At 73.9% G+C, this 22279-nt stretch carries 22 protein-coding genes; 8 read left to right on the top strand and 14 right to left on the bottom strand.

Annotated features, from left to right (window positions below):
• Positions 1-11: 11 nt before the first annotated feature.
• From ACH5AO_RS31410 to ACH5AO_RS31385, 6 genes are all read right to left on the bottom strand, one after another.
• The gene (locus tag ACH5AO_RS31410; protein WP_398930567.1) at positions 12-1337 is read right to left on the bottom strand and encodes a CHAD domain-containing protein; all 1326 of its coding nucleotides are present in this window, start codon (positions 1335-1337) and stop codon (positions 12-14) included.
• A complete protein-coding gene (locus ACH5AO_RS31405) occupies positions 1318-3687 on the bottom strand; it encodes an RNA degradosome polyphosphate kinase (RefSeq protein ID WP_398930565.1) in 2370 nt (789 codons plus the stop codon). Before ACH5AO_RS31405 ends, ACH5AO_RS31410 begins: the two co-directional genes overlap by 20 nt.
• A gap of 144 nt (positions 3688-3831) precedes the next feature.
• Positions 3832-4704, bottom strand: coding sequence for a hypothetical protein (locus tag ACH5AO_RS31400; RefSeq protein ID WP_398930563.1), 873 nt, complete (start codon positions 4702-4704; stop codon positions 3832-3834).
• Positions 4701-5708 carry an ABC transporter permease gene (locus ACH5AO_RS31395; RefSeq protein WP_398930561.1) on the bottom strand — a complete coding sequence of 336 codons (1008 nt, stop codon included), beginning with the start codon at positions 5706-5708 and terminating at the stop codon, positions 4701-4703. The genes ACH5AO_RS31400 and ACH5AO_RS31395 overlap by 4 nt, the downstream gene beginning before the upstream one ends.
• A complete protein-coding gene (locus ACH5AO_RS31390) occupies positions 5705-6598 on the bottom strand; it encodes an ABC transporter ATP-binding protein (protein WP_398930559.1) in 894 nt (297 codons plus the stop codon). Before ACH5AO_RS31390 ends, ACH5AO_RS31395 begins: the two co-directional genes overlap by 4 nt.
• The gene (locus ACH5AO_RS31385) at positions 6595-7002 is read right to left on the bottom strand and encodes a GntR family transcriptional regulator (RefSeq protein WP_398930557.1); all 408 of its coding nucleotides are present in this window, start codon (positions 7000-7002) and stop codon (positions 6595-6597) included. The genes ACH5AO_RS31390 and ACH5AO_RS31385 overlap by 4 nt, the downstream gene beginning before the upstream one ends.
• A 110-nt stretch (positions 7003-7112) precedes the next feature.
• On the opposite strand from ACH5AO_RS31385, the gene ACH5AO_RS31380 reads away from it, so the two are divergent.
• The 5 genes from ACH5AO_RS31380 (at position 7113) to ACH5AO_RS31360 (ending at position 11947) form a co-directional block, all read left to right on the top strand.
• Positions 7113-7655: an RNA polymerase sigma factor gene (locus tag ACH5AO_RS31380; RefSeq protein ID WP_398930555.1), complete on the top strand. Its 543-nt coding sequence runs from the start codon at positions 7113-7115 to the stop codon at positions 7653-7655.
• Positions 7652-8539, top strand: a complete 888-nt coding sequence (locus tag ACH5AO_RS31375) for a zf-HC2 domain-containing protein (RefSeq protein WP_398930553.1) — start codon at positions 7652-7654, stop codon at positions 8537-8539. Before ACH5AO_RS31380 ends, ACH5AO_RS31375 begins: the two co-directional genes overlap by 4 nt.
• 296 nt (positions 8540-8835) lie before the next feature.
• A complete protein-coding gene (locus ACH5AO_RS31370) occupies positions 8836-9705 on the top strand; it encodes an ABC transporter ATP-binding protein (RefSeq protein WP_398930551.1) in 870 nt (289 codons plus the stop codon).
• Entirely contained in the window at positions 9702-11228 is a 1527-nt protein-coding gene (locus tag ACH5AO_RS31365) for an ABC transporter permease (RefSeq protein WP_398930549.1), read from the top strand. The genes ACH5AO_RS31370 and ACH5AO_RS31365 overlap by 4 nt, the downstream gene beginning before the upstream one ends.
• On the top strand, positions 11225-11947 hold the full coding sequence (locus ACH5AO_RS31360) for an ABC transporter (RefSeq protein WP_398930547.1): 723 nt from the start codon (positions 11225-11227) through the stop codon (positions 11945-11947). Before ACH5AO_RS31365 ends, ACH5AO_RS31360 begins: the two co-directional genes overlap by 4 nt.
• On the opposite strand, the gene mshD is transcribed toward ACH5AO_RS31360, so the two are convergent.
• Positions 11907-12833 (bottom strand): mycothiol synthase, encoded by a 927-nt coding sequence (gene mshD / locus ACH5AO_RS31355; RefSeq protein ID WP_398930545.1) that lies wholly within the window; start codon positions 12831-12833, stop codon positions 11907-11909. The genes ACH5AO_RS31360 and mshD overlap by 41 nt on opposite strands.
• 158 nt (positions 12834-12991) lie before the next feature.
• On the opposite strand from mshD, the gene ACH5AO_RS31350 reads away from it, so the two are divergent.
• The gene (locus ACH5AO_RS31350) at positions 12992-14815 is read left to right on the top strand and encodes a bifunctional metallophosphatase/5'-nucleotidase (RefSeq protein ID WP_398930543.1); all 1824 of its coding nucleotides are present in this window, start codon (positions 12992-12994) and stop codon (positions 14813-14815) included.
• Positions 14816-14867: 52 nt separating this feature from the next.
• On the opposite strand, the gene ACH5AO_RS31345 is transcribed toward ACH5AO_RS31350, so the two are convergent.
• The 7 genes from ACH5AO_RS31345 to ACH5AO_RS31315 all read right to left on the bottom strand — a co-directional run bounded on the left by ACH5AO_RS31345 (position 14868) and on the right by ACH5AO_RS31315 (position 20915).
• Positions 14868-15260 (bottom strand): DNA-binding protein, encoded by a 393-nt coding sequence (locus tag ACH5AO_RS31345; RefSeq protein ID WP_398930541.1) that lies wholly within the window; start codon positions 15258-15260, stop codon positions 14868-14870.
• Positions 15260-15511, bottom strand: a complete 252-nt coding sequence (locus ACH5AO_RS31340) for a hypothetical protein (protein ID WP_217128737.1) — start codon at positions 15509-15511, stop codon at positions 15260-15262. Before ACH5AO_RS31340 ends, ACH5AO_RS31345 begins: the two co-directional genes overlap by 1 nt.
• Positions 15512-15603: 92 nt before the next feature.
• Positions 15604-17025: a sensor histidine kinase gene (locus ACH5AO_RS31335; protein WP_398930539.1), complete on the bottom strand. Its 1422-nt coding sequence runs from the start codon at positions 17023-17025 to the stop codon at positions 15604-15606.
• Positions 17022-17756, bottom strand: coding sequence for a response regulator transcription factor (locus ACH5AO_RS31330; RefSeq protein WP_398930537.1), 735 nt, complete (start codon positions 17754-17756; stop codon positions 17022-17024). The genes ACH5AO_RS31335 and ACH5AO_RS31330 overlap by 4 nt, the downstream gene beginning before the upstream one ends.
• 69 nt (positions 17757-17825) lie before the next feature.
• Positions 17826-18941 carry a S1C family serine protease gene (locus ACH5AO_RS31325; protein ID WP_398930535.1) on the bottom strand — a complete coding sequence of 372 codons (1116 nt, stop codon included), beginning with the start codon at positions 18939-18941 and terminating at the stop codon, positions 17826-17828.
• A 123-nt stretch (positions 18942-19064) separates the two neighbouring features.
• Positions 19065-20090 (bottom strand): LacI family DNA-binding transcriptional regulator, encoded by a 1026-nt coding sequence (locus tag ACH5AO_RS31320; RefSeq protein WP_398930533.1) that lies wholly within the window; start codon positions 20088-20090, stop codon positions 19065-19067.
• Positions 20091-20132: 42 nt separating this feature from the next.
• Positions 20133-20915 carry a response regulator transcription factor gene (locus tag ACH5AO_RS31315; RefSeq protein ID WP_398930531.1) on the bottom strand — a complete coding sequence of 261 codons (783 nt, stop codon included), beginning with the start codon at positions 20913-20915 and terminating at the stop codon, positions 20133-20135.
• A gap of 223 nt (positions 20916-21138) precedes the next feature.
• On the opposite strand from ACH5AO_RS31315, the gene ACH5AO_RS31310 reads away from it, so the two are divergent.
• Positions 21139-21984 carry an alpha/beta hydrolase gene (locus ACH5AO_RS31310; RefSeq protein WP_398930529.1) on the top strand — a complete coding sequence of 282 codons (846 nt, stop codon included), beginning with the start codon at positions 21139-21141 and terminating at the stop codon, positions 21982-21984.
• Between the two features lie 38 nt (positions 21985-22022).
• The gene (locus ACH5AO_RS31305) at positions 22023-22277 is read left to right on the top strand and encodes a MoaD/ThiS family protein (protein ID WP_398930527.1); all 255 of its coding nucleotides are present in this window, start codon (positions 22023-22025) and stop codon (positions 22275-22277) included.
• Positions 22278-22279 lie beyond the last annotated feature (2 nt).

Here is a 22279-nt window from a genome sequence, read left to right as displayed (position 1 = left end):
TGTGCGCCTCCCTATGACGTGCCGGTGTTCTCCTTCTGCCAGGACCGCTGGAACGCGTACCGCGCCGCCTCCACCTCGTGCCGCTGGTCGGCGTGGAGCACGCCCAGCGCGTACGCCGTGGCCGGGGCGATCCGCGGGGTACGGGCCGCCTGCGCGGCGGCGGCCGCCGCCTCGGCGGCGTCGCGGTGCCGGTCCAGTGCCTCGCCGGCGGCGAGGAGGCCCGGGTCCGGGCCGGCCCGGAGGACCTCGAGGGCGTAGCGGTGCAGGCGCAGGAGGAGCCGGACCTGGTGCCAGGGGGCGTCCTGCGGGTGCGGGGCGGGATCCGGGGAGAGGCCGTGGATCAGGGCCTCGGCGTTGTACGGGCTGCCCGCGGTGAGCAGGGGCAGCGCGGCGACGGCGTCGGCGAGCCGCTCGCGCGCGGCGTCGGCGAGCGGGCGCAGGTCGGCGTCGGCCGCCGCCGGGGACAGCGGTACCTCGCTGGCGAGCACGGCCACCTTGTCGGCGACCGCGTGGAACCGGGAGGAGCCGAGCGCCTGGAGCGCGGTGGAGTGCGCCCGGGTCCGGGCCAGCGTCAGCTGCCGGTCCAGCAGCGCACCGGCCTTGGCGGCGCCGACGGTCAGGTTCCCCCGGTCCGGTGCGGGGGCCGCCGCGGGGGCGGTGAGGGTGGTGGCCTTGCGGCCGGGGGTCCTCGGGACGGTGCCCGTCGCGGTCGCCGCGGCGGCGTGGCGCAGGCGTGCGGGCCGGCCGGCCTCGAGTTCGCCCTCGGCCGGGAGCCCGTTGCCTCCCGTACCGCCGGTGCGGGGTTCGTGGCCGGGCGGGGGCGTTTCCTGGGGGGCTTTCCCGTCGTCGGCGTCCGCGTCCACGGTGGCCACGGCGGTGGCGGCGGACGCGGTGGCCGCGGAGGCCGTGGTGGTGCCGGGTCCGGTGAGTGTCAGGCCGGCCGGGGCCTGCGCGCGGGACGCGGCCGTCCGCCGGGCCGGGAGGGGCGCCGCCCCCGACAGCCGGTGCAGGGCGAGGAGGAGCTGGTCCAGGCGGGACGCGCAGGCGTGCTCCAGGGCCAGGGTGCCGGAGACCCAGGCCAGTTCGGGGCGCATCGCCTCCGACCAGTCGGGGTCCAGGACCGGCTGGAAGGTGTGCAGGCTGGCGCTGATGCGGCGGGCCGCGCGGCGCAGCGAGCGGGCCGCCTCGACGGAACCGTCCGACGCGGCCGCGCCCGCACCGGTCTCCCGGTGGAGGCGCAGCGCGCGGAGGAATTCGGTCGCCTGGTCCCGTAGATAACGGGCCAGGGCGTCCGCCGGTACCGGACCGGCCGTCGGATCAAGGTGTCGCTGTGCCACGCCGGCGCCTCCGGGCGTCTATGAACATCTCCTGGACGTTGCGCAAGGGCTGGCCGTCCGCGTCCGTCGCGTGCCGGGTCCACTCGCCGTCCGCGGCGAGGTGCCAGGACGCGGTGGTGTCCGACATGCCGGTCTCCAGCATCCGGTTCAGGGCCGCCCGGTGAGCCGGGTCGGTGACCCGTACCAGCGCCTCTATACGGCGGTCGAGGTTGCGGTGCATCATGTCCGCGCTGCCGAACCACACCTCGGGCTCGCCGCCGTTGCCGAAGGCGAACACGCGGGAGTGCTCGAGGAAGCGGCCGAGGACGGACCGCACCCGCACGTTCTCCGACAGGCCCGCCACGCCCGGCCGGATCGCGCAGATGCCGCGCACCCAGATGTCGACCGGCACGCCCGCCTGCGACGCCCGGTAGCAGGCGTCGATGACGGCCTCGTCGACCATCGAGTTGACCTTGATGCGGACGTAGGCGGGCCGGCCGGCGCGGTGGTGCTGGGCCTCCTTGTCGATGCGGGAGACCAGGCCGTCCCGCAGGGACTTGGGGGCGACCAGCAGCCGCCGGTAGGTCTCGCGGCGGGAGTAGCCGGAGAGCCGGTTGAACAGGTCGGACAGGTCCGCGCCGACCTGCGGGTCGGCGGTGAGCAGCCCGAGGTCCTCGTAGAGGCGGGCCGTCTTCGGGTGGTAGTTGCCGGTGCCGACGTGGCTGTACCGCCGGAGCGTGTCGCCCTCCTGACGGACCACCAGGGACAGCTTGCAGTGGGTCTTCAGGCCGACCAGGCCGTACACGACGTGGCAGCCGGCCTCCTCCAGCTTGCGCGCCCACTTGATGTTCGCGTGCTCGTCGAAGCGCGCCTTGATCTCGACCAGGACCAGTACCTGCTTGCCGGCCTCGGCGGCGTCGATCAGCGCGTCGACGATGGGGGAGTCGCCCGACGTGCGGTACAGGGTCTGCTTGATGGCCAGCACGTCGGGGTCCTCGGCGGCCTGCTGCAGGAACGCCTGCACGGAGGTGGAGAACGAGTCGTACGGGTGGTGCAGCAGCACGTCCCGGCTGCGCAGCGCGGCGAAGACGTCGGGCTGCGACGCCGTCTCGACCTCCGCCAGGTCACGGTGGGTGCCGGCGATGAACTTCGGGTACTTCAGCTCGGGCCGGTCCAGGCCGTGGATGCGGAACAGACCGGTGAGGTCGAGCGGACCCGGCAGCGGGTACACCTCGGCCTCGCCGACCTTCAGCTCGCGCACCAGCAGGTCCAGCACCTCGCGGTCGATGGACTCCTCGACCTCCAGGCGCACCGGCGGCCCGAAGCGGCGCCGCATGAGCTCTTTCTCCAGCGCCTGGAGCAGGTTCTCCGCGTCGTCCTCCTCGACCTCGAGGTCCTCGTTGCGGGTGAGGCGGAAGGCGTGGTGCTGCAGCACCTCCATGCCCGGGAACAGCTCCTCCAGGTGGGCGGCGATGACGTCCTCGAGGGGGACGTAGCGGCCGGGGGAGCTCTCCAGGAAGCGGGACAGCAGCGGCGGCACCTTCACGCGGGCGAAGTGCCGGTGACCGGTGACCGGGTTGCGCACGACCACGGCCAGGTTCAGCGACAGGCCGGATATGTACGGGAAGGGGTGCGCCGGGTCGACCGCGAGGGGGGTGAGGACCGGGAAGATCTGGTGCCGGAAGAGGGTGAACAGGCGGGCCTGCTCCTTCTCCGTCAGCTCGTTCCAGCGGACCAGGTGGATGCCCTCCTCCGCGAGCGCGGGGGCGACGTCCTCGTGGTAGCAGGCGGCGTGCCGGGCCATCAACTCGCGGGAGCGGGCCCAGATCATCTCCAGCACCTCGCGCGGCTGGAGGCCGGAGGCGGAGCGGGTGGCGACGCCGGTGGCGATGCGGCGCTTCAGTCCGGCCACGCGGACCATGAAGAACTCGTCCAGGTTGCTGGCGAAGATCGCGAGGAAGTTGGCGCGCTCCAGCAGCGGGGTGCTGGGGTCCTCGGCGAGTTCGAGGACGCGTTCGTTGAACGCGAGCCAGCTGCGTTCCCGGTCGAGGAAGCGGCCCTGCGGGAGCGGGGCGGCGCCGTCGGCCACCGACTCCTCGTAACCGTCGAGGTCCGCGTCGATGTCGGGTTCCAGGTCGGAGACCGTTCCGGCCACGGTGTGGGGGCGGTGGGCGGCTATGGAGCCCACGGAGGGCTGCGGGTGCTGTACCTGTGCCTGGGTGCTGGGCTGGCTCATGGCCCCATTGTTCCGCGCCGCCGGCGTCACGGGCGCGTCGGAGGACGCGGGCGGGAGCGGTGGTGGCCCTGGGGCGTTCCCGTTCCCCCCGTTCACCCTTCGGGGCGGTGAAGGCTCTGGCACGGCGGGATTCATTGGCCGAGCGTCGCAAGCCTGTCTGAATCGATGGTTACGGAGACATGACGTCCCGGATATCGGGCGGCGGCCCGCGGGGGTGGGCGGGACCCGGTGCGGAAGCCGTACGTCCCTTCCCGGCCGGAAGGGACGTACGGGCGCGCGTCAGGCCGTGCGGCGGCGCAGCACCGCGAAGGCGGCGGTCGTGGCGAGGGCCGCGACGGCCAGCACGATGCCGGTCTCCACCAGGTGCAGCGGCCAGAAGTGGGAGGCCGGGTGGTACGTGGCGTAGTGGCCGCCGGTGCCGGTGCGGCCCCCTCCCTGCTGCCAGACGCCGTCCGGCAGTTCGAACCGCTTCGGCGAGGTCCGGGTGACGGCCGGCCGCAGGGACGCGCGGCAGCGCTCCAGGACCAGGTTGAGCAGCCACATCGCGGCGACCGACACGGCGAGCGCGGGCAGCGCGCGGGGCAGCAGCAGCGCGGTGAGCGTGCCGACGGCCAGGGCGCACAACGCGTACGCCACGGTCGCCGGGCCGCGTGCCACGAACACCTCGGCGAAGGCCCAGTGGTCGCCCATGAGGTCCCGGTTGGCCGCCCAGCCCCAGCGGAACGCCAGGACCAGGACGGTGCCGCCGACGACGAGCGCGAGGGCCGGCACGGCGAGCTTGGCGGTCAGCCAGCGGGCGGGGGTGACCTCCTGCGTCCAGGCCAGTCTGGCGGTGCCGGACTCCAGCTCGCGGCCGATCAGCGAGCCGCCGGCGAACGCGGCGACGGCGAGGAAGCCGTAGCCGGTGAGGAAGCCGACGTAGCCGGTCGGTTCGCTGTAGCGCAGGCCCTCGAAGAGGTCCACGCAGGTCCACGGGCCGCGCGAGCACTCGGCCTCCGCCGCGCGCACGGAGTCCACGGTGATCGTGTTCAGCCACACCAGCCAGCCGGTCAGGCCCGTGACGAAGGCGCCCCAGACGATCAGCGCGGTGCGGTGCACCCGCAGCACCGTCCGGGGCAGCCGGGCCCGGGCCGCCGTGGTCGTGCCGTTCATCCGGCGGCCTTCCCGGTGCGCCGGCGCAGCAGCCGGAACGCGGCGAGCGTCGCCAGGGCGGCGACGGCGAGCACGATGCCGGAGGCGACCAGCTGGAGCGGCCAGTAGTGGGCGGCGGGGTGGATGTCGCGGTAGAAGCTGACGGCGTGCACGTCGGACAGGCTCGCCTCGCAGCCGGGCAGCGTGCTGGTGTAGCAGGGAGCGGCCAGCCGGTCGCCGTCGGCGGTCACCACGCCCTGCCCGACCAGGATGCCGTCCCCCCTCGGGCCGTCCCGCAGACTGCTCACCTCGGTGATCGCGGGCCACAGACGCGGCAGGGCGGCGTGGACGGCCGCCCACAGCGCCCCGAGCGCGACCGCGGCCGCGGCGAGCGCGGCCATCGCACGGCGCAGCAACAGCCCCGCGAGGACGCCCGCGGCCAGCCCGGCAAGGGCGAGAGCCACCAGGACGGTGCCGTTGGCGTAGAAGGTGGGGGTGTGGTCCCACGACAGGGCGGTGTCGACGCGGCCCTCGGCCGCGGTCCAGGCGAGGCGGTGCAGCAGGGCGAGCAGGCCGGTCGCCGCGAGGGTCAGGACGGCCGGGAAGGCGAGCCGGGAGGCCAGCCAGCGGGCCGGGGAGACGCCCTGCGTCCAGGCGAGGCGGGTCGTGCCGGACTCCGTCTCACGGCCGGTGAGCGAGCCGCCGGCCCACGCGGCGACCAGGAACGGCACGGCGAGCACGGCGTAGGTCGTGTAGTTGTACACGCCCTTGTAGCGGAGGATGGCGTCCTGGTCGTAGGAGCAGTTCTCGTCGAAGGAGCAGGCGTTGTACTGCTTCCAGGCCGTCGCCGAGGCGTCGGTGAACGGGCCGCCGAGCCAGAGCAGGGCCGCGCCGGTCAGCAGCACGAGTGCCGCGCCGGCGAGGAGGGCCGGGCGGTGCAGCCGTATCAGCCAGCGCAGCTGGCGGGGCGCGTGGGCGGGGCCGGTGGCGGTCTCGGACGGGACGGTGGTCAGGGTGGTGGTCACGCGGCGGCCTCCGCGGTGTCGGGTGCGGTGGGGGCCGGGGTGGGGGCCTCGGGGTTGCGCAGGTAGGACAGGACGAGTTCCTCCAGGGACGGCGCGGCGGCGCGCCAGTCGCCGGGCAGCGGGCCGGCCGGGCGGAGCAGCGCGCTGAGCTGGCGGCCGGTGGTGCGGGACTCCACGACGTCGTGCGGGGCCAGGTCCGTCGTCGCGGGGGCGGAGACGCGGGTGTGGGCGGCCAGCAGGTCGTCGATCTCGCCGGCCAGGCGGACCCGGCCGCCGCCGATCAGCAGCAGGTGGTCGCAGGAGTCCTCCAGCTCGGCGACGACGTGCGAGGACATCACGATCGTCGTGCCGTGCGCGGCGGCCTGCCCCATCAGGACGCCCATCAGCTCGTGCCGGGCCAGCGGGTCGAGGTCGGCCATCGGCTCGTCCAGGAGCAGCAGTTCGGGCCGCTTGCCCAGGGCCAGGGCGAGGGCCACGCGGGTGCGCTGGCCGCCGGAGAGGGAGCGGATCCGCCCCCGCGGGTCCAGGTCCCCGCCGGCCACGACCCGCTCCGCGGTGTCCGCGTCCCAGCGGCCGGGGTTCAGGTCGGCGCCCATGCGCAGCGTCTCGGCGACGGTGAGCTGCGGGTACAGCGGTTTGTCCTGGTCGACGAAGCCCACCCGGGGGCGGGCCGACGCCGGGTCGGTGCCGAGGACGGTGATCGTGCCGTCGGTGGGGGCGAGCAGCCCGGCGGCGATCGCGAGCAGCGTGGACTTGCCCGCGCCGTTGGGGCCGACGACGGCGCAGACGCGGCCGGCGGGCAGCCGGAAGGAACAGTCGTGCAGCGCCCGGGCGGCGCGCCGCCCGAAGCGTTTGCCGAGCGCGTCCGCCTCGATGGCCGGGACGGTCATGACGGGTCTCCCTGGGGGGTCTTCGGGTGTGTGGGGTAGTGCGTTTCGAGTACGGCGGTGAAGAGCGCGGCCACGTCCTCCCGCTCCAGGCCGGCCTCGCGGGCCCGGTACGCCCAGTCCTCCAGCTCCGCGCGCAGCGGGGAGTCGGCGGGGGCGGCGCCCAGGGAACGCCGTACGAAGGTGCCGAGGCCGCGCCGGGCCTCCACCAGGCCCTCGCGTTCCAGCTCGCGGTAGGCCTTCAGCACGGTGTTGGGGTTCACGGCGGTGGCCTCGACGACCTCGCGGGCGGTGGGCAGCTTGTCGCCGGGCTCCAGCAGGCCCAGGCGCAGGGCCTGCTTGGTCTGCTGCACGATCTGGACGTAGGTGGCCACGCCGCTGTGCCGGTCGATCCGGTAGTCGACCACTCGACAACCACCCTTTCACTAATTGAGTAGTGAAAGGGTGGTGCAAGGAGGGTGGGAAAGTCAACCGTGATCCCGTGAACCGATCGGCGGGGCCCGCGCGATGAGGGGACGTGAGCGAAACGAGAAGCGACGGCGAGCTGCTGCGCGCCGTCGCGGCGGACGGGGACCGGCGCGCCTTCGAGGAGCTGTACCGGCGGTACGCGCCGTGGCTGACCGCCCGGATGCGCGGCCGGTGCGCCGACGCGGGGATCGTCGACGACGTCGTACAGGAGACGTTCCTGGCGGTGTGGCGGGGGAGCGCGCGCTACCGGGAGGACGGGGACGCGGCCGGCTGGCTGTGGCGGATCGCCTCCCGCCGGCTGGTCGACGCCCTGCGCGGCGCCGGCGCGAGGGGCCGGCTGCGGCAGGCGCTGGCGCGGCTGCGGCACCGGGACGAGGCGTCGGCGGAGGACCGCGTGCTCGCGGGGGTGGAGCACGGGGACCTCGCCGGTGCGCTCGTCCGGCTGTCGCCGGAACTGCGCGCGGTGCTCCAGGCCACGGTCGTCGACGGGCTGACCACCCGTGAGGCCGCCGTCCTGCTCGGCATCCCGCCGGGCACGGTCAAGACGCGGGCGATGCGGGCCCGCAGGCAACTCCGGGAGGCGCTGGCATGACGTACGGAACGACGGGCGGTACGTCCGGGGGCGGCACCGGCTGGCACGTGCCCGAGGACGACCTGCGGGCGTACGCACGAGGCGACCTGGAGCCGCCCCTGCTCTGGTCGGCCGACACCCACCTCACCGCCTGCGCGCACTGCCGGGCCGTCCTCGCCGGGGTGAGCGACCCGGTCGCCCTCGACGCCGGATGGGAACGGCTCGACGCCGAACTCGACGCGCCCCGGCCCGGATTCCTGGAGTCGCTGCTGCCGCGGTTCGGCGTCGCCGACCACACCGCGCGGCTGCTCGCCGCCACCCCGGCCCTGCGCCGCTCCTGGCTGGGCGCGGTCACCGCCGTCCTCCTGCTCACGGTGGCCGTCACCGCCGGTCACGGCGGCGGCGGTCACGGCGGCGGCTCACCCACCCTCTTCCTCGCCCTCGCCCCGCTGCTGCCGCTCGCCGGGGTCGCCTTGTCGTACGGTCCCGCGCTGGACCCGACGTACGAGATGGCGGTCGTCGCCCCGACGCACGGCTTCCGGCTGCTGATGATCCGCACGGTGGCGGTGCTCGGCGCCGGGCTCGGCCTCAACGGGCTGGCCACCCTCGCCCTGCCCGGGTACGGGCTGCGCGCCCTGACCTGGCTGCTGCCGGCCCTCGCGCTCACCGCGACCGGACTGGCGCTGACCGCCCGGCTCGGCCCGGTGCTCGCCCCGTCCCTCGTCGGCGGCGGCTGGATCGCGCTGCTGCTCACGGCGGACGCCGCCCGGGCCGGCGGGGACGGCCCGCTCGCCCCGTTCACCGCGGCCGGACAGGGCGTGTCGGCGGCGGTCGCCGTCCTCGCCGCCGGGCTGCTGGTCCTGCTCCGGGACCGCTTCGACCTCAGCAGCCGGCATGCGGCCTGACGGCCGCCTGGCTTCCCGCCGGTAGGGGGAGTCCGGCCCGGCCGCCCCGGTATCTCGCCCGAGGGGGGCCGGCCCGATCACCCCGGCTGCCTCTCCGCCGGGAAACCCGGTCCGACCACCCCGGCTTTCCACCCGGGGAAACCCGGCCCGACCGCCCCGGCTTTCCACCCGGGGAAACCCGGCCCGATCACCCCGGCACCTCGCCGGCCGGGCCCCGGCCGCTCCTCGCCCCGGGGAATCGCGGTCCGGCCGCCTTCGACTTCGTCCACCCGCCTCCATCTGTACGGGAGTTCCCTATGACCCCCACCGTCTCCGCCTCCGGGCTGAGCCTGCGCCACGGCGGCACCCGCGCCCTCGACGACGTGTCGCTGCGGCTGTCCACCGGTGTCACCGGGCTGCTCGGGCCCAACGGCGCGGGCAAGACCACGCTGCTGCGGGTGCTCGCCACCGCCGTACCGCCCGACCGGGGCGCCTTCACGGTGCTCGGCCACGACCCGGGCACCTCGCGCGGCCGCCAGGCGGTCCGGCGCAACCTCGGCTACCTGCCGCAGACGCCCGGCTTCCACCCCGACTTCACCGCCTTCGAGTTCGTCGACTACGTGGCGATCCTCAAGGAGCTCACCGGCCGCGCCGCCCGCCACCGCGAGGTGCGCAGGGTGCTCGACGAGGCCGGCCTCGCCGACGCGCGCGGCAAGCGGATCCGCAAGCTGTCCGGCGGGATGCGGCAGCGGGTGGCGTTGGCGGCGGCGCTCGTCGGCGACCCGGCGTTCCTCGTCCTCGACGAGCCCACCGTCGGACTCGACCCGGAACAGCGGATGCGGTTCCGGGAGCTGATCGCGCGGGCCGGCGAGGGCCGCACGGTGCTGCTGTCCACGCACCAGACCGAGGACGTGGCGATGCTCTGCCACCGGGTCGTCGTACTGGCCGGCGGCACCGTCCGCTTCGACGGCACCCCCGCCGAGCTGACCGCGCGGGCCACCGGCCGGGTGTGGAGCAGCAGCGAACGCGACCCCGGCGCGAAGGCCGGCTGGCGCACCGGACTCGGCACCTTCCGCAACGTGGGCGACCCGCCCGCCGGCGCGGAGCTCCTCGAACCCACCCTGGAGGACGGCTACCTGCTCACCCTCGACGGCACGGACACGACGGACACGGAGGTGGCCGCATGACCACGCTCACCACCGGGACCCCGGCCGCCACGGTCACGGCGTCCGGTCCCCGCGCGCCCTGGGCGGCCGTGTTCGTCCTGGCCCGCTTCGAGGCCCGCCGGCTCCTGCTGCGGGCGCCGGTCCTCATCGCCTTCTCGGTGTACCTCGGCGGGACGGTGTGGCGCACGCGCACCTCCTGGGACGGCTTCCCCGCGCTGCAGGACGCCGACCGCGCCACCCAGAACGCGCCCCTGCTCGTCGGCCTCGCGGTGCTGCTCTGCGTCAACCAGGCCGTGCTGCGCTCCCGGCGGTACGACACCGACCGGCACCTCGACGTGCTGGTGGTCCCGCCGTGGCGCCGTACGGTCGCCCATCTGCTGTCCGTCGCGGCCGTCGCGCTGCTCACCGGGGTGTGCGTGGCCGGCCAGTTCACCTGGGAGGCGCTCAAGCCGGGCGCGGTCGGGCACGGTTCGCCGGGCGAGCTGCTGACCGGGCCGCTGTCCGTGCTGCTGCTCGGAGCGTTCGGGGTGCTGCTGGCCCGGCTGCTGGCCTTCTCCTTCGCCGCCCCGCTGCTGATCGTCCTCCTCCTGTTCTCCTCCCTGCTGACCACGGGCCCCGGCAACGAGGGGTGGACGCGGTGGCTGTCGCTGACGGTCGGCGAGAACACCTCCACCACGCTGCCGTCCGAGCTGCTGGGCCGTCCCGCCGCCTGGCACGCCCTGTACCTCACGGGTCTCGCGCTGAGCGCGGCCCTGCTCGCGGTGCTGGTCTCCGGGGGTGCCCGGCTGCGGACCGTCCGGGCGGGCGTCGCCGGGGCGGTGGCGCTGACCCTGGTGGGCGCGGTGGCTCAGGCCCAGGACCTGTCGCCGGAGATCACCGAGGCGCGTACGCGGTTCTCCGTCACCCCGGAGAAGGAGCAGCGGTGCGCCGAACGGGGGGACACCACGACGTACTGCGCCTTCCCGGAGTGGGGAGCGCGCACCGACGACTGGGCGGAGGTCCTGGACGGCGTGCGCTCCCTCGCGGGCTCCGCCGCGCAGGACCGGCCGCTCGTCGTACGGCAACGGGTCGAGGCGCGGTACGGCCTGGACGGCGACGCGGCGATCGACCCGTCCACCCGCCCCGGCGAGGTCACCGTCGGCACGGCCTGGGGCGGCAACCGGGTCCCCGAGTTCGCCGTCGCCGTGGCCGGTGTGCTGGTCGCGGGAACCGAGGCGGAGGCCGGTGACCTGTGTGACGGCCGGATGGTCACCGTGATGTGGCTGGCGCTCGCCGACCGGCCCGACCCCATGTCGGACCTGCGACGGGTGCGCCTGGACGACAGCGACGCCGGCTCCGCGGTCGTCCTCTCGCAAACGAACCCGCTGTCCATGACCACCGCGCAGACGGAGGTGGTGCGCGAGCTGCTGCGGCGCCCGAAGGACGGGACCGCCGCGAAGGTGAAGGCGCACTGGGCCGAGCTGACGGCCCCGCGGGTGACGACGGACCGGGTCGCGCGACTGCTGGGCCTGGACGAACCGGAGGCGAAGGACGAGTGCGGGTGAGGACCATCGACGCGGCCCTGCCGCGGGCGACCGTACGGACCATGCCCTGGAGGACGATCGCGGTGGCCGGGGCCCTGGGCCTGCTGCTCGCCGCCGTACCGAGGCTGATGGGCGATCAGGCGACCGGCCGGCTCGCGCTGCACGCGCTGCGGGCGTCCGCCGTGGCCTTCGCGCTGGGAGCGGCCTTCGTCCTGGACGACCCGGCCCGGCACACCACCGCCGCCGTCCCCACCCGGCGGGCCGTCCGCCACGGACTGCGCGTCCTCCTCGTGGCCCCGGTCGCCGCCGTGTGGTGGACCGCCGCGCTGCTCCTGGTGCCCGCGCCCGTACGCCCCCCGGCCGCCGCGATCACCCTCGAGGCGGCGACGGCCCTCGCCCTCGCCCTGACCGGGGCGGCGCTCGTGATCCACCGCGGGGACGGTGCCCGGCCGGGTCAGGCGGTCGCCGGGGCCCTGCTCGTCGGGTCGGTGCTGGGCCCGCTGCTGACCCCGGGGAGTTGGGCGCTGTTCACGACCCCGGACGACGCGCGGTGGGCGGCGGGCCACGACCGCTGGGCGGTCCTGCTGTGCGCGGCGGTGGTGGTGGGCGCGGTGTGCGCGACGGAACCGGGGCGCCGCCTCACCCTCCGCGGCCCGCGCGGACCCAGGCCTCCGTCCGGTACATCCGGTACACGCGGACTCAGGTCTCCGTCCGGTACATCAGGTCCGTCTCGTAGGTGACGAAGCCCAGCCGCTCGTAGACGGACACCGCCGCCTTGTTGTCGGCGTCGACGTAGAGCATGGCGGTCGGCAGGCCCTTGCCGGCCAGGTGCCGCAGCCCGATCGTGGTGAGGGACCTGCCGAGGCCGCCTCCCTGCGCGTCGGGGCTCACCCCGAGGACGTACACCTCGCCGAGGCGCTCCGCCGCGTGCACCTTCGTCCAGTGGAAGCCGACCAGCCGGCCCTCCTTCTCCGCCAGGAAGAACCCCGCGGGGTCGAACCACGCCTCGGCCTTGCGGTCGTCCAGGTCGCGCTGGGTGAGGGAGCCCTGCTCGGGGTGGTGGGCGAACGCGGCGGCGTTCACCGCGAGCCAGGCGGCGTCGTCCCGCCCCGGCACGAACGTCCGGACGGTCACGCCGTCCGGCAGCACCGGGTCGGGCAGCTCGAGGCCGGCCAACGGCCGCCGCATCTGCCGCAGTTCCCGGAACAGCGTCAGACCGAGGACCTGCGCGAGGTGCCGGGCGGCGGAGTGGCCGCCGTGCGCCCACACCCGCAGCCGCTTCCCGGACGCGGCGAGCAGCGCCGAACCGAGCGCCCGCCCGTGCCCGTTGCCCCGGCGCGAGGGGTGCACGACCAGCTCGGCGGCCGGCGGCTCCACCGGATCGGTGTCCTCCAGCTGGGCGTACCCGACGAGCTCGCCGTCGACGGAGAGCAGCAGGTGCGAGACCCCGTCCCGCTCCCCGCCGCGCAGCTGCAACCGCCCCTGCTCGGACACCGCCTGCTGTCCGTCGGTTCTGGCGGCCTCGGTGAGCAGGGCGAGGACCGCCCCGGTCTGCTCGGGGTCGAGCGCGGCGTACGTCTGGAGCGAGCGGGGGCGGCCGGGCCGTGCGAAGTCGTCGCTGGTCATGCGTACGAGATTAAAGGGAGCGCGCGGGGAGGGTGTCGCAAAACGGACGACAGCGACACGGGGGAAAGCTAAACCATGCCGTAACCCCGAAGCCCTGTTGCGCTACGCGCGTTGACCCTAGGCTGCGCCGGTACCCACTCGGACCCACAGGGGGGCGCATGCCAGCCACATCCCCGGCGCACCACCAGCGCCGCAGACGCCGTACGAACCGTCTCCTCGCGACCGCCGCCGGTGTGCTCACCGTCGGCGCGCTGGCCGCGGCCGCCCTGCCCGGGTCGGCGACGGCGGGCGAGAACCACGGGAACAAGGGCAAGTCCCGCGACCACGGCCGCTACCAGGACGTGCAGCTGCTGTCCTTCAACGACCTGCACGGCAACCTGGAGCCGCCGTCCGGTTCCTCCGGCCGGGTCACCGAACTCCAGCCCGACGGCACGACGAGGACCGTCGACGCGGGCGGCGTGGAGTACCTCGCCACCCACCTGCGCCAGGCGCGCGAGGGCAACCGCTACTCCATCACCGCCGCCGGCGGCGACATGGTCGGCGCCTCCCCGCTCCTGTCGGGCCTCTTCCACGACGAGCCCACCATCGAGGCGCTGAACAAGCTCGACCTGGACGTGACGAGCGTCGGCAACCACGAGTTCGACGAGGGCGCGAGGGAACTGGCCCGCCTCCAGAACGGCGGCTGCCACCCGGACGAGGGCTGCTACACCGACAAGAGGTTCAAGGGCGCCGACTTCCCGTACCTGGCGGCGAACGTCCTGGACGAGAGGACGAGGAAGCCGATCCTCAAGCCGTACTGGGTGTGGAAGAAGCAGGGCGTCAAGGTCGGCTTCATCGGCGTGACCCTGGAGGGCACCCCCGACATCGTCTCCGCGGAGGGCGTCAAGGGCCTCGCCTTCAAGGACGAGGTCGAGACGATCAATAAGTACGCCAAGGAGCTCCAGCGCCAGGGCGTGAAGTCGATCGTGGCGCTCATCCACGAGGGCGGCTTCCCGGCCTCGTCCTCCTACAACTACGACTGCGACTCCCCGGGCGCCGGCGACGGCGTCTCCGGCCCGATCGCGGACATCGCGAAGAACATCACGCCGCAGGTGGACGCGCTGGTCACCGGCCACACCCACAACGCGTACGTGTGCACCATCCCGGACCCGGCGGGCAAGCCCCGCATGGTCACCTCGGCCGCGTCCTTCGGCCGCCTTTACACCGACACCACGCTGACCTACGACCGCGCCACGGGTGACATCGCCCGTACGGCCGTGAAGTCCGCGAACCACGTGGTCACCCGGGACGTTCCCGAGGCGCCCGACATGACCCGCCTGATCGACAAGTGGAACACCCTCGCCGCCCCCATCGGCAACCGCCCGATCGGCTACATCTCCGGCGACATCGTGAAGGACGGCACCGAGTCCCCGCTCGGTGACCTGATCGCCGACGCGCAACTGGAGTACGGCCGCACGCTGGACGAGGAGACCGACCTGGCGCTGATGAACCCCGGCGGCATCCGTGCCTCGCTCACCCACGCGGCCGGCGGCGCGGAGGGCGACGGTGTGGTGACCTTCGCCGAGGCCTTCACCGTCCAGCCGTTCGCCAACACGGTCAACCTCCAGGACTTCACCGGGGCACAGGTCATCCAGGCCCTGAAGGAGCAGGTCAGCGGCCCGAACGAGGCGGCGCCGAAGATCCTCCAGATCTCCTCCGGCCTGACCTACACCCTGGACCTGACGAAATCCGGCGCGGACCGCGTGGTCACGGACTCCATCGAGCTCGACGGCTCGCCCATCGACCCGGACGCCACCTACCGCGTCGCGACGAACAGCTTCCTCGCGGGCGGCGGCGACGGCTTCCCGACCCTGGGCCAGGGCACGAACGACCTGGTCGGCGAGGACGACCTGGCGGCCCTCGAGCAGTACCTGACCGCCCACTCGACGGCGGCGAGCCCGCTCGCCCCGCCGAAGGCGGACCGCATCACGATCGTGCGATAAGTACGGACGGGGCCGGTACGAGGCGCGTTCACCGCCTCGTACCGGCCCCGGCTCAGACCTTGAGCACTTCCACGCTGGGGCCGCAGAGGAGCGTCAGGTTCTCGGGGTCGGGCGTGAGGACGGTGACCGGCTGAGGGACCGTGCGGGCGATGGCGGCCAGGGCGGCGTCGATGGCGTACTCGTGACCGTGGAGGTGGTGGGTGCGCAGGAGGGTCGCGGCGTGGTCCGTGACCGCCTTGGTGACGTCGTGTACGTCCACGCGGGAGAGGACCCATGCGATGCGGGCGGGATGAACGCGTTCGTAGTCGGCCTCGAGTGTCGTCATGGCGCTGGTGGCCACGCGGACACCCTCTTCCGAGGCGGCCTGGACGAAGGCCACGACGGCCCGGTCCTTGCGGTAGAGCTTCGACAGCCCTTCGCTGTCGAGCAGGAGGGTGCCGGGCATCAAGCGGCGGTCCTGCCGGACTGCCGGTGGTCGTGACGCAGCAGTGCGCGGGCGGCCTCGACCTCCTCGCGAGTGAGCTCGTCGTCGCCGGTCTCGAAGTCGGCGACGATCTCGCGAAGCTTGTCCATGGCGACCCGATGCTCGAGGGCTTCGGCCACGTAAGCGGAGAATCCGCCAGGGCCGACGTGGGCGCGCACGGCCTCGGCGAGGTCCTCGGGCAGACTGATCGAGTACTTCTTGCTACCGCTCATATGGTGAATCCTACTGGCGGTGGCAAGGGTGGGTGTGGTGTGCGGGGACGCCGTTCGGCCGCCGCCCGGCACGGAAAGGTCGCCGCCCCCGCCTACGGCACCCCGGGCGGCGGGGTCGGGGCGCCCGGCAAACGGACCGTGGCCGTCGTGCCGCCGCCGTCCGCCCGGGTCAAGGACACCTCGCCGCCCGCCTGTTGCACCGTGCGGGCCACGATGGACAGGCCGAGGCCGGAGCCGGGAAGGGCGCGGGCGCTCGGGGAGCGCCAGAACCGGTCGAAGACATGCGGGAGTTCGTCGGCGGGGATGCCGGGCCCGTGGTCGCGGACGGTGAGGACGCCGTCGGCCAGGCGCACGTCGATCGTGCCGCCCTCCGGGCTGAACTTCACCGCGTTGTCCAGGATGTTGACCACCGCCCGTTCCAGCGCCGACGGCTCCGCCCGTACGTACCAGGGGTGGACGTCCGCCGTGATCGTCAGCTCCGGGCCGCGCAGCCGGGCGCGGCGCAGCGCCGACTCGACGGCGTCCTGCCAGGCGACGATCTGCGCCCGGTCCGTGTGCTGGCCGGTGTCGGGGCGGGACAGCTCCTGAAGGTCGCCGATGAGCGCGGCCAGCTCCGTCATCTGCGCCTTCACGGAGGCGAGCAGGGCCTTGCGGTCGGCCTCCGGGATCGGCCGGCCCGTCTCCTCGCTGCGGGTGAGGAGTTCGATGTTGGTGCGCAGCGAGGTGAGCGGGGTACGCAGCTCGTGGCCGGCGTCCGCGATGAGCTGCTGCTGGAGGTCGCGGGAGCTGGCCAGCGCGGACGTCATGGAGTTGAAGGAGCGGGAGAGCCGGGCGATCTCGTCCTCCGAGTCGTCCTCCACGGGGATGCGCACCCCCAGGTCCTCGGTCCGGGCCACGTGCTCGACCGCCCGGGTCAGCTCGTCCACGGGGCGCAGGGCGGTCCGGGCCACCCAGAGGCCGGCGGCGGCGGCCCCCACGACCCCGGCGCCCGCGACGAAGACCAGCACCAGCGCGAGGTTGCTGAGGGAGTCGTTCACCTCGCTCAGCGGCCGGGCGGCGGAGACGGCGACGTCCCGCAGACCGGGCACGGTGTAGGTGAAGACCCGGTACCGCCCTCCGTCGGACCCCGTCGCCTCGTGCAGCGCGTCGGCGGACGTGCCCTCGGCCACGGCGCGGTCGGCGCCGGTGAGCGGGACCTCCTCCGTTCCGATGATGAGGCAGCTCCCGCCCTTGCCGTCCACGAGCTGTACGGACGAACCGAAGGGGTTCTCCTCGTGGGTGACGGGTTCGTGGGCGCACAGACCGGTGCGCAGGTCGAGGTACTTGCTCACCTGCTGCCCGTTCATCCGGTTCGCCTTCAGGGCCTCGTCCAGCGAGCTCACCAGCACGCTCTTCACCACGAACCAGCAGGCCACCGCCACCACCGCCACCGCGAACGCCACCGCCGCCGCCACCAGCAGCGACAGCCGGGCCCGGATGGGCAGCGCGCGGACGCGGCGGACCAGCCCGCTCACTCCGCGCCGCCCTGCCGCAGCACGTACCCCACCCCCCGCACCGTGTGCACCAGGCGCGGCTCGCCGCCCGCCTCGGTCTTGCGGCGCAGGTACATGACGTACACGTCGAGCGAGTTGGACGACGGCTCGAAGTCGAAGCCCCAGACCGCCTTCAGGATCTGCTCACGGGTGAGCACCTGGCGCGGGTGCGCCATGAACATCTCCAGGAGGGTGAACTCCGTGCGGGTCAGCTCCACCCGCCGGGTGCCCCGCGTGACCTCGCGGGTCGACAGGTCCATGCGCAGGTCGGCGAAGGCGAGGACGTCGTCGGACTCGGCGGAGGCGGCCAGCGCCGCCGCGTACGAGCTGCGGCGCAGCAGCGCGCGGATACGGGCGAACAGCTCGTCCAGCTCGAACGGCTTGACCAGGTAGTCGTCCGCCCCCGCGTCCAGGCCGGTGACCCGGTCGCCGACGGTGTCCCGGGCGGTCAGCATCAGGATGGGCGTGGTGTCGCCGGAGGCGCGGATGCGGCGGGCGGCGGTCAGGCCGTCCATCCGGGGCATCTGGATGTCCAGCACCAGCAGGTCGGGCCGGTAGGCCGCCGCCTTCTCCAGGGCGTCCGCGCCGTCGACGGCGACCTCGGTGCCGTACCCCTCGAAGGCCAGGCTGCGCTGGAGCGCTTCGCGCACCGCCGGCTCGTCGTCGACGATCAGGATGCGCTGGGGGTCACGGTCGCCTTCTGCGGGGCTCATGGGCTCGGGGTTCCTCACGGCTCTCTACGGTGTCAGGTCTTCAGCGTCGCACGTCACGCGGGCGGCGCGTCAGGTCGTCGAGCCGGAGCGCAACGCCGACAGGTCCGACTTGACGGTGTTGACCGGGATGGCGAAGCCCAGGCCCACGCTGCCCGCGTCGGAGGAGGACGAGCCGCTGCCGCTCGCCGAGTACATCGCGGAGTTGATGCCGATGACGTGGCCGTTCATGTCGATCAGCGCGCCGCCGGAGTTGCCCGGGTTCAGGGACGCGTCGGTCTGGATCGCCTGGTACGTGGTCGTGGAGCTGCCGGTGTCACCGTTGAACTCCTGGCCGCCGTACTCGAACGGCCAGCCGCCGCCCTGCCGCTGCTGTCGCTGCCCCTCGCCCTCGTCCGTCGAGACCGTCACGTCACGGTCGAGGGCGGAGACGATGCCGCTGGTCACCGTGCCCGTCAGGCCCTCGGGGGAGCCGATCGCCACGACCTGGTCGCCGACCCGCACGCCGTCGGAGTCGCCGAGGGTGGCCGTCTGCAGTCCGGAGGCGTCCTGGAGCTTGATCAGGGCAAGGTCCTTGCTGCTGTCGGTGCCGACGGTCTCCGCCGTGTACGTCGTGCCGTCGCTGGTCCGCACCTCGATCGACGAGGCCCCGGAGACCACGTGGTTGTTGGTGACGATCTCGCCGTCGGACGTGATGATCACGCCGGAGCCGGTGGAGGACCCGGCGTTCGAGGTGGCGCTGATCTCGACGATGCTCGGGGTGACCGCCTCGGCGACGCCGGACACCGTGCCCTTCTTGCCGACCGGTACGACGGTGGTGCCGGCCGAGCCGGTGGCCACGGTGCCGTTGCCGGTGAGCTCCTGGATGCCGTAGGCGGTGCCGCCGCCCACGGCCGCCGCGACGATCGCCACGGCGGCGAGCAGGGCCGCCGGACCACGGGCACGCTTCCGCTTCACGGGCCCCTGCGCGAACTCCGGGGCAGGCTCCTGCGCGAACTTCGACGCGGGCCGAGGCGCGGGCTCCGTCACGGGCTCCTGCGTGAACGCCGAGGAGGGCTGCGGGGCGGGCTCCTGCGCGGACTCCGGTGCGGGCTGCCGGGGCGGGGCGTACGCCGGCGGGGGCGGCCACTCGGGGTCCACCGGGGCGGGGTTTCCGTACTCGCCGCTGGGGCGGAGGCTCTCGGTCATGGCGTCGAGCCTCGCGCCCGACGATGAGAGCGAGCTGAGTGTGCGCTGAGAAGCCCGGCAGAACCTCGTATGCCCGATATAAAGGCCGCCCGGAGCGGTGGCGGGCCCGGCGGCGGGGTCCGGTTACCGCCCGCAGCCGCAGGAGTGGCGCACCACCAGGCGGGACGGGTACACCTTCAGCCGCTCGCGCCGCGAGCCCGTCACCCGCACCCCGTCGTCCAGGACGAGGTCGACCGCCGCGCGGGCCATCGCCGAACGGTCGGAGGCGACCGTGGTCAGCGGCGGATCGGCGAGCGCCGCCTCCTTGATGTCGTCGAACCCGGCGACCGCCAGCTCGCCCGGCACGTCGATCCGCAGCTCCCGCGCGGCGCGCAGGATGCCGATCGCCTGGTCGTCGGTGGAGCAGAAGACCGCGGGCGGGCGGTCCGGTCCTGACAGGATGTCCAGGCCGACGCGGTAGGCGTCGTAGCGGTTGTACGGGGCCTCGAAGAGGCGGCCCTCGGTCGGCAGGCCGGCCTCGTCCATCGCGCGCCGCCAGCCCTCGACGTGGTCGGAGACCGGGTCGCCGACGGCGGGGGTCTCCGCGGTGCCGCCGAGGCAGGCCACGTACTCGTTGCCGTGTTCCAGCAGGTGGCGCACGGCGAGCTGGGCGCCGCCGAGGTCGTCGGTGACGACGGCGACGTCGTCGATCGCCTCCGGGCGCTCGTGCAGCAGCACGATCCGGGCGTCCCACGCCTCGATCTCCGCGGCGGCCTGGTCGTTGAGCGCGTGGCTGACCAGGATCAGGCCGGAGACCCGCATGCCGAGGAAGGCCCGCAGGTAGTGGACCTCGCGCTCGGCGATGTAGTCGGTGTTGCCGACCAGCACCATCTTCCCGCGCTCGGAGGCGGCCTGCTCGACAGCGTGCGCCATCTCGCCGAAGAACGGCTGGCGGGCGTCCGGGATGATCAGGCCTATGAGGTCCGTGCGCCGCGACGCCATCGCCTGGGCGACCCGGTCCGGCCGGTACCCCAGCTCCTTGATCGCGGCGAGGACACGCTCGCGCGTGGCCGGGGCGACCGGCCGGGGTCCGTTGTTGATGACGTAGCTGACGACGGCGGTGGAGGTCCCCGCCAGCCGCGCCACGTCATCCCTGGTTACCTTGGCCACGCGCGGAGTCTACGCGGATATACCCGGGGTGGGCAGGGCGTGTCAGACCTTGGATGGCGCCGTTTCCGCGCTGTCCGCCCTCTCCTGCGCCCCGGCGGCCCCAGCGTCCTTCGCGGCGCGCGCCGGCTTCTCGGCCTTCTCGGGCTTCTCGGTCTTCTCCGGGGTGACGAACCGGTAGCCGACGTTGCGGACGGTGCCGATCAGCGACTCGTGCTCGGGGCCGAGCTTGGCGCGCAGGCGCCGTACGTGGACGTCGACCGTGCGGGTGCCGCCGAAGTAGTCGTAGCCCCAGACCTCCTGGAGCAGCTGGGCGCGGGTGAAGACCCGGCCGGGGTGCTGCGCGAGGTACTTGAGCAGTTCGAACTCCTTGAAGGTGAGGTCGAGGACCCTGCCCTTGAGTTTCGCGGAGTAGGTCGCCTCGTCGACCGACAGGTCGCCGTTGCGGATCTCCATCGGGGAGTCGTCGTTGACGATCTGCTGGCGGCCCATGGCGAGGCGCAGCCGCGCCTCCACCTCGGCCGGTCCCGCGGTGTCCAGGAGGACGTCGTCGATGCCCCAGTCCGCGGTGACGGCGGCCAGGCCGCCCTCGGTCACCACCAGGACGAGGGGGCAGCCGGGGCCGGTGGAGCGCAGCAGCTGGCACAGGCTGCGGACCTGCGGGAGGTCGCGCCGGCCGTCGACCAGGATCACGTCGGCGCCGGGGGTGTCGACGAGGGCGGGGCCCTCCGCGGGCGCCACCCGCACGTTGTGCAGCAGCAGGCCGAGGGCGGGGAGCACCTCCGTCGACGGCTGGAGGGCGTTGGTCAGGAGCAGCAGAGAGCTCATCGCACCCCACCGGCCCGGGTCGTCGTCGTTCGCTCGTGCACGGTTCGCTCGCCCATAACGTCTGGTTCCTCCTCGGTCCCTGCGAGGACGTTTACGGCATTGCTGCGTGCGTTCGACGGCCCGTACACCGGCGGTTTCCCGCGTTCGTATACAACGCTTCCGAAAGCACAAAAGGACCCGGGGGCTTCACTGCCCGAGTCCTCTTCGCAGCAGAATAGCCGACATGAGTACCGGTCGGGCAGGTCATGTGGCGCGATCCACCGTTCGTTCCACCATTCGTCCATATTCCGAGACGGGTGGGGTAACACGGGACGGTGTCCCTTTGCGGACGTTCCTGCGCACCACGGACGGCGTGGCGATCGATTCCGTATACGAACCGGGTGGCCCTCCTTCCCGTGATCTCGTGTTCGTGATCGCGCACGGGTTCACCGGGCACGCGGACCGGCCGCACGTGCGCAGGGCGGCCCGGGCCCTCGCGCGGTACGGGAGCGTCGTGACGTTCTCCTTCCGGGGGCACGGGGCGTCGGGCGGGCGGTCGACGGTCGGGGACCGGGAGGTGCTCGACCTCGCGGCGGCGGTGGGGTGGGCGCGTGAGCTGGGGTACGCGCGGGTGGCCACCGTCGGGTTCTCCATGGGCGGCTCGGTGGTGCTGCGGCATGCCGCGGCCGGCCGGGACGCCGGGGTCGACGCCGTCGTCTCGGTGAGCGCGCCCGCGCGGTGGTTCTACCGGGGGACCGCCCCCATGCGGCGGCTGCACTGGCTGGTGACCCGGCCGTCCGGGCGCCTGGTGGGGCGGTACGGGTTGCGGACGCGGATCCACCACCGGCAGTGGGACCCGGTGCCGCTGTCGCCCGTCGAGGCGGTGCCGCGGATCGCGCCCACGCCGCTGCTGATCGTCCACGGGGACCAGGACGGCTACTTCCCGCTCGACCACCCGCGGATGCTGGCGGCCGCCGCCGGCGAGCACGGGGAGCTGTGGGTCGAGCCCGGCATGGGCCACGCGGAGAACGCGGCACCCCAGGCGCTGCTGGGGCGGATCGGGGACTGGGCGGCGAGCCGAGCGGGCTAGCCTGAGGTGTTCGTCGTCGACCGATTGAGGATCAGCAGATGGCAAAGGTCACGGTGCGGTACTGGGCCGCAGCCAAGGCCGCGGCCGGGGTGGCCGAGGAGGCGTACGAGGCGGCCACGCTCGCCGAGGCGCTCGACGGCGTGCGCGGGCGGCACCCCGGCGAGCTCGCGCGCGTGCTGCTGCGGTGCTCGTTCCTCGTCGACGGTGATCCCGTGGGGAAGCGCGCGCATGAGACGGTACGGCTGGCCGACGGCGGCACGGTCGAGGTGCTTCCGCCGTTCGCAGGAGGGTGAGC

This window comes from Streptomyces sp. NPDC018964 (assembly GCF_044390325.1).
In the GTDB taxonomy this organism is placed as follows: domain Bacteria; phylum Actinomycetota; class Actinomycetes; order Streptomycetales; family Streptomycetaceae; genus Streptomyces.
This window is presented reverse-complemented; position numbering and strand designations above follow the sequence as displayed.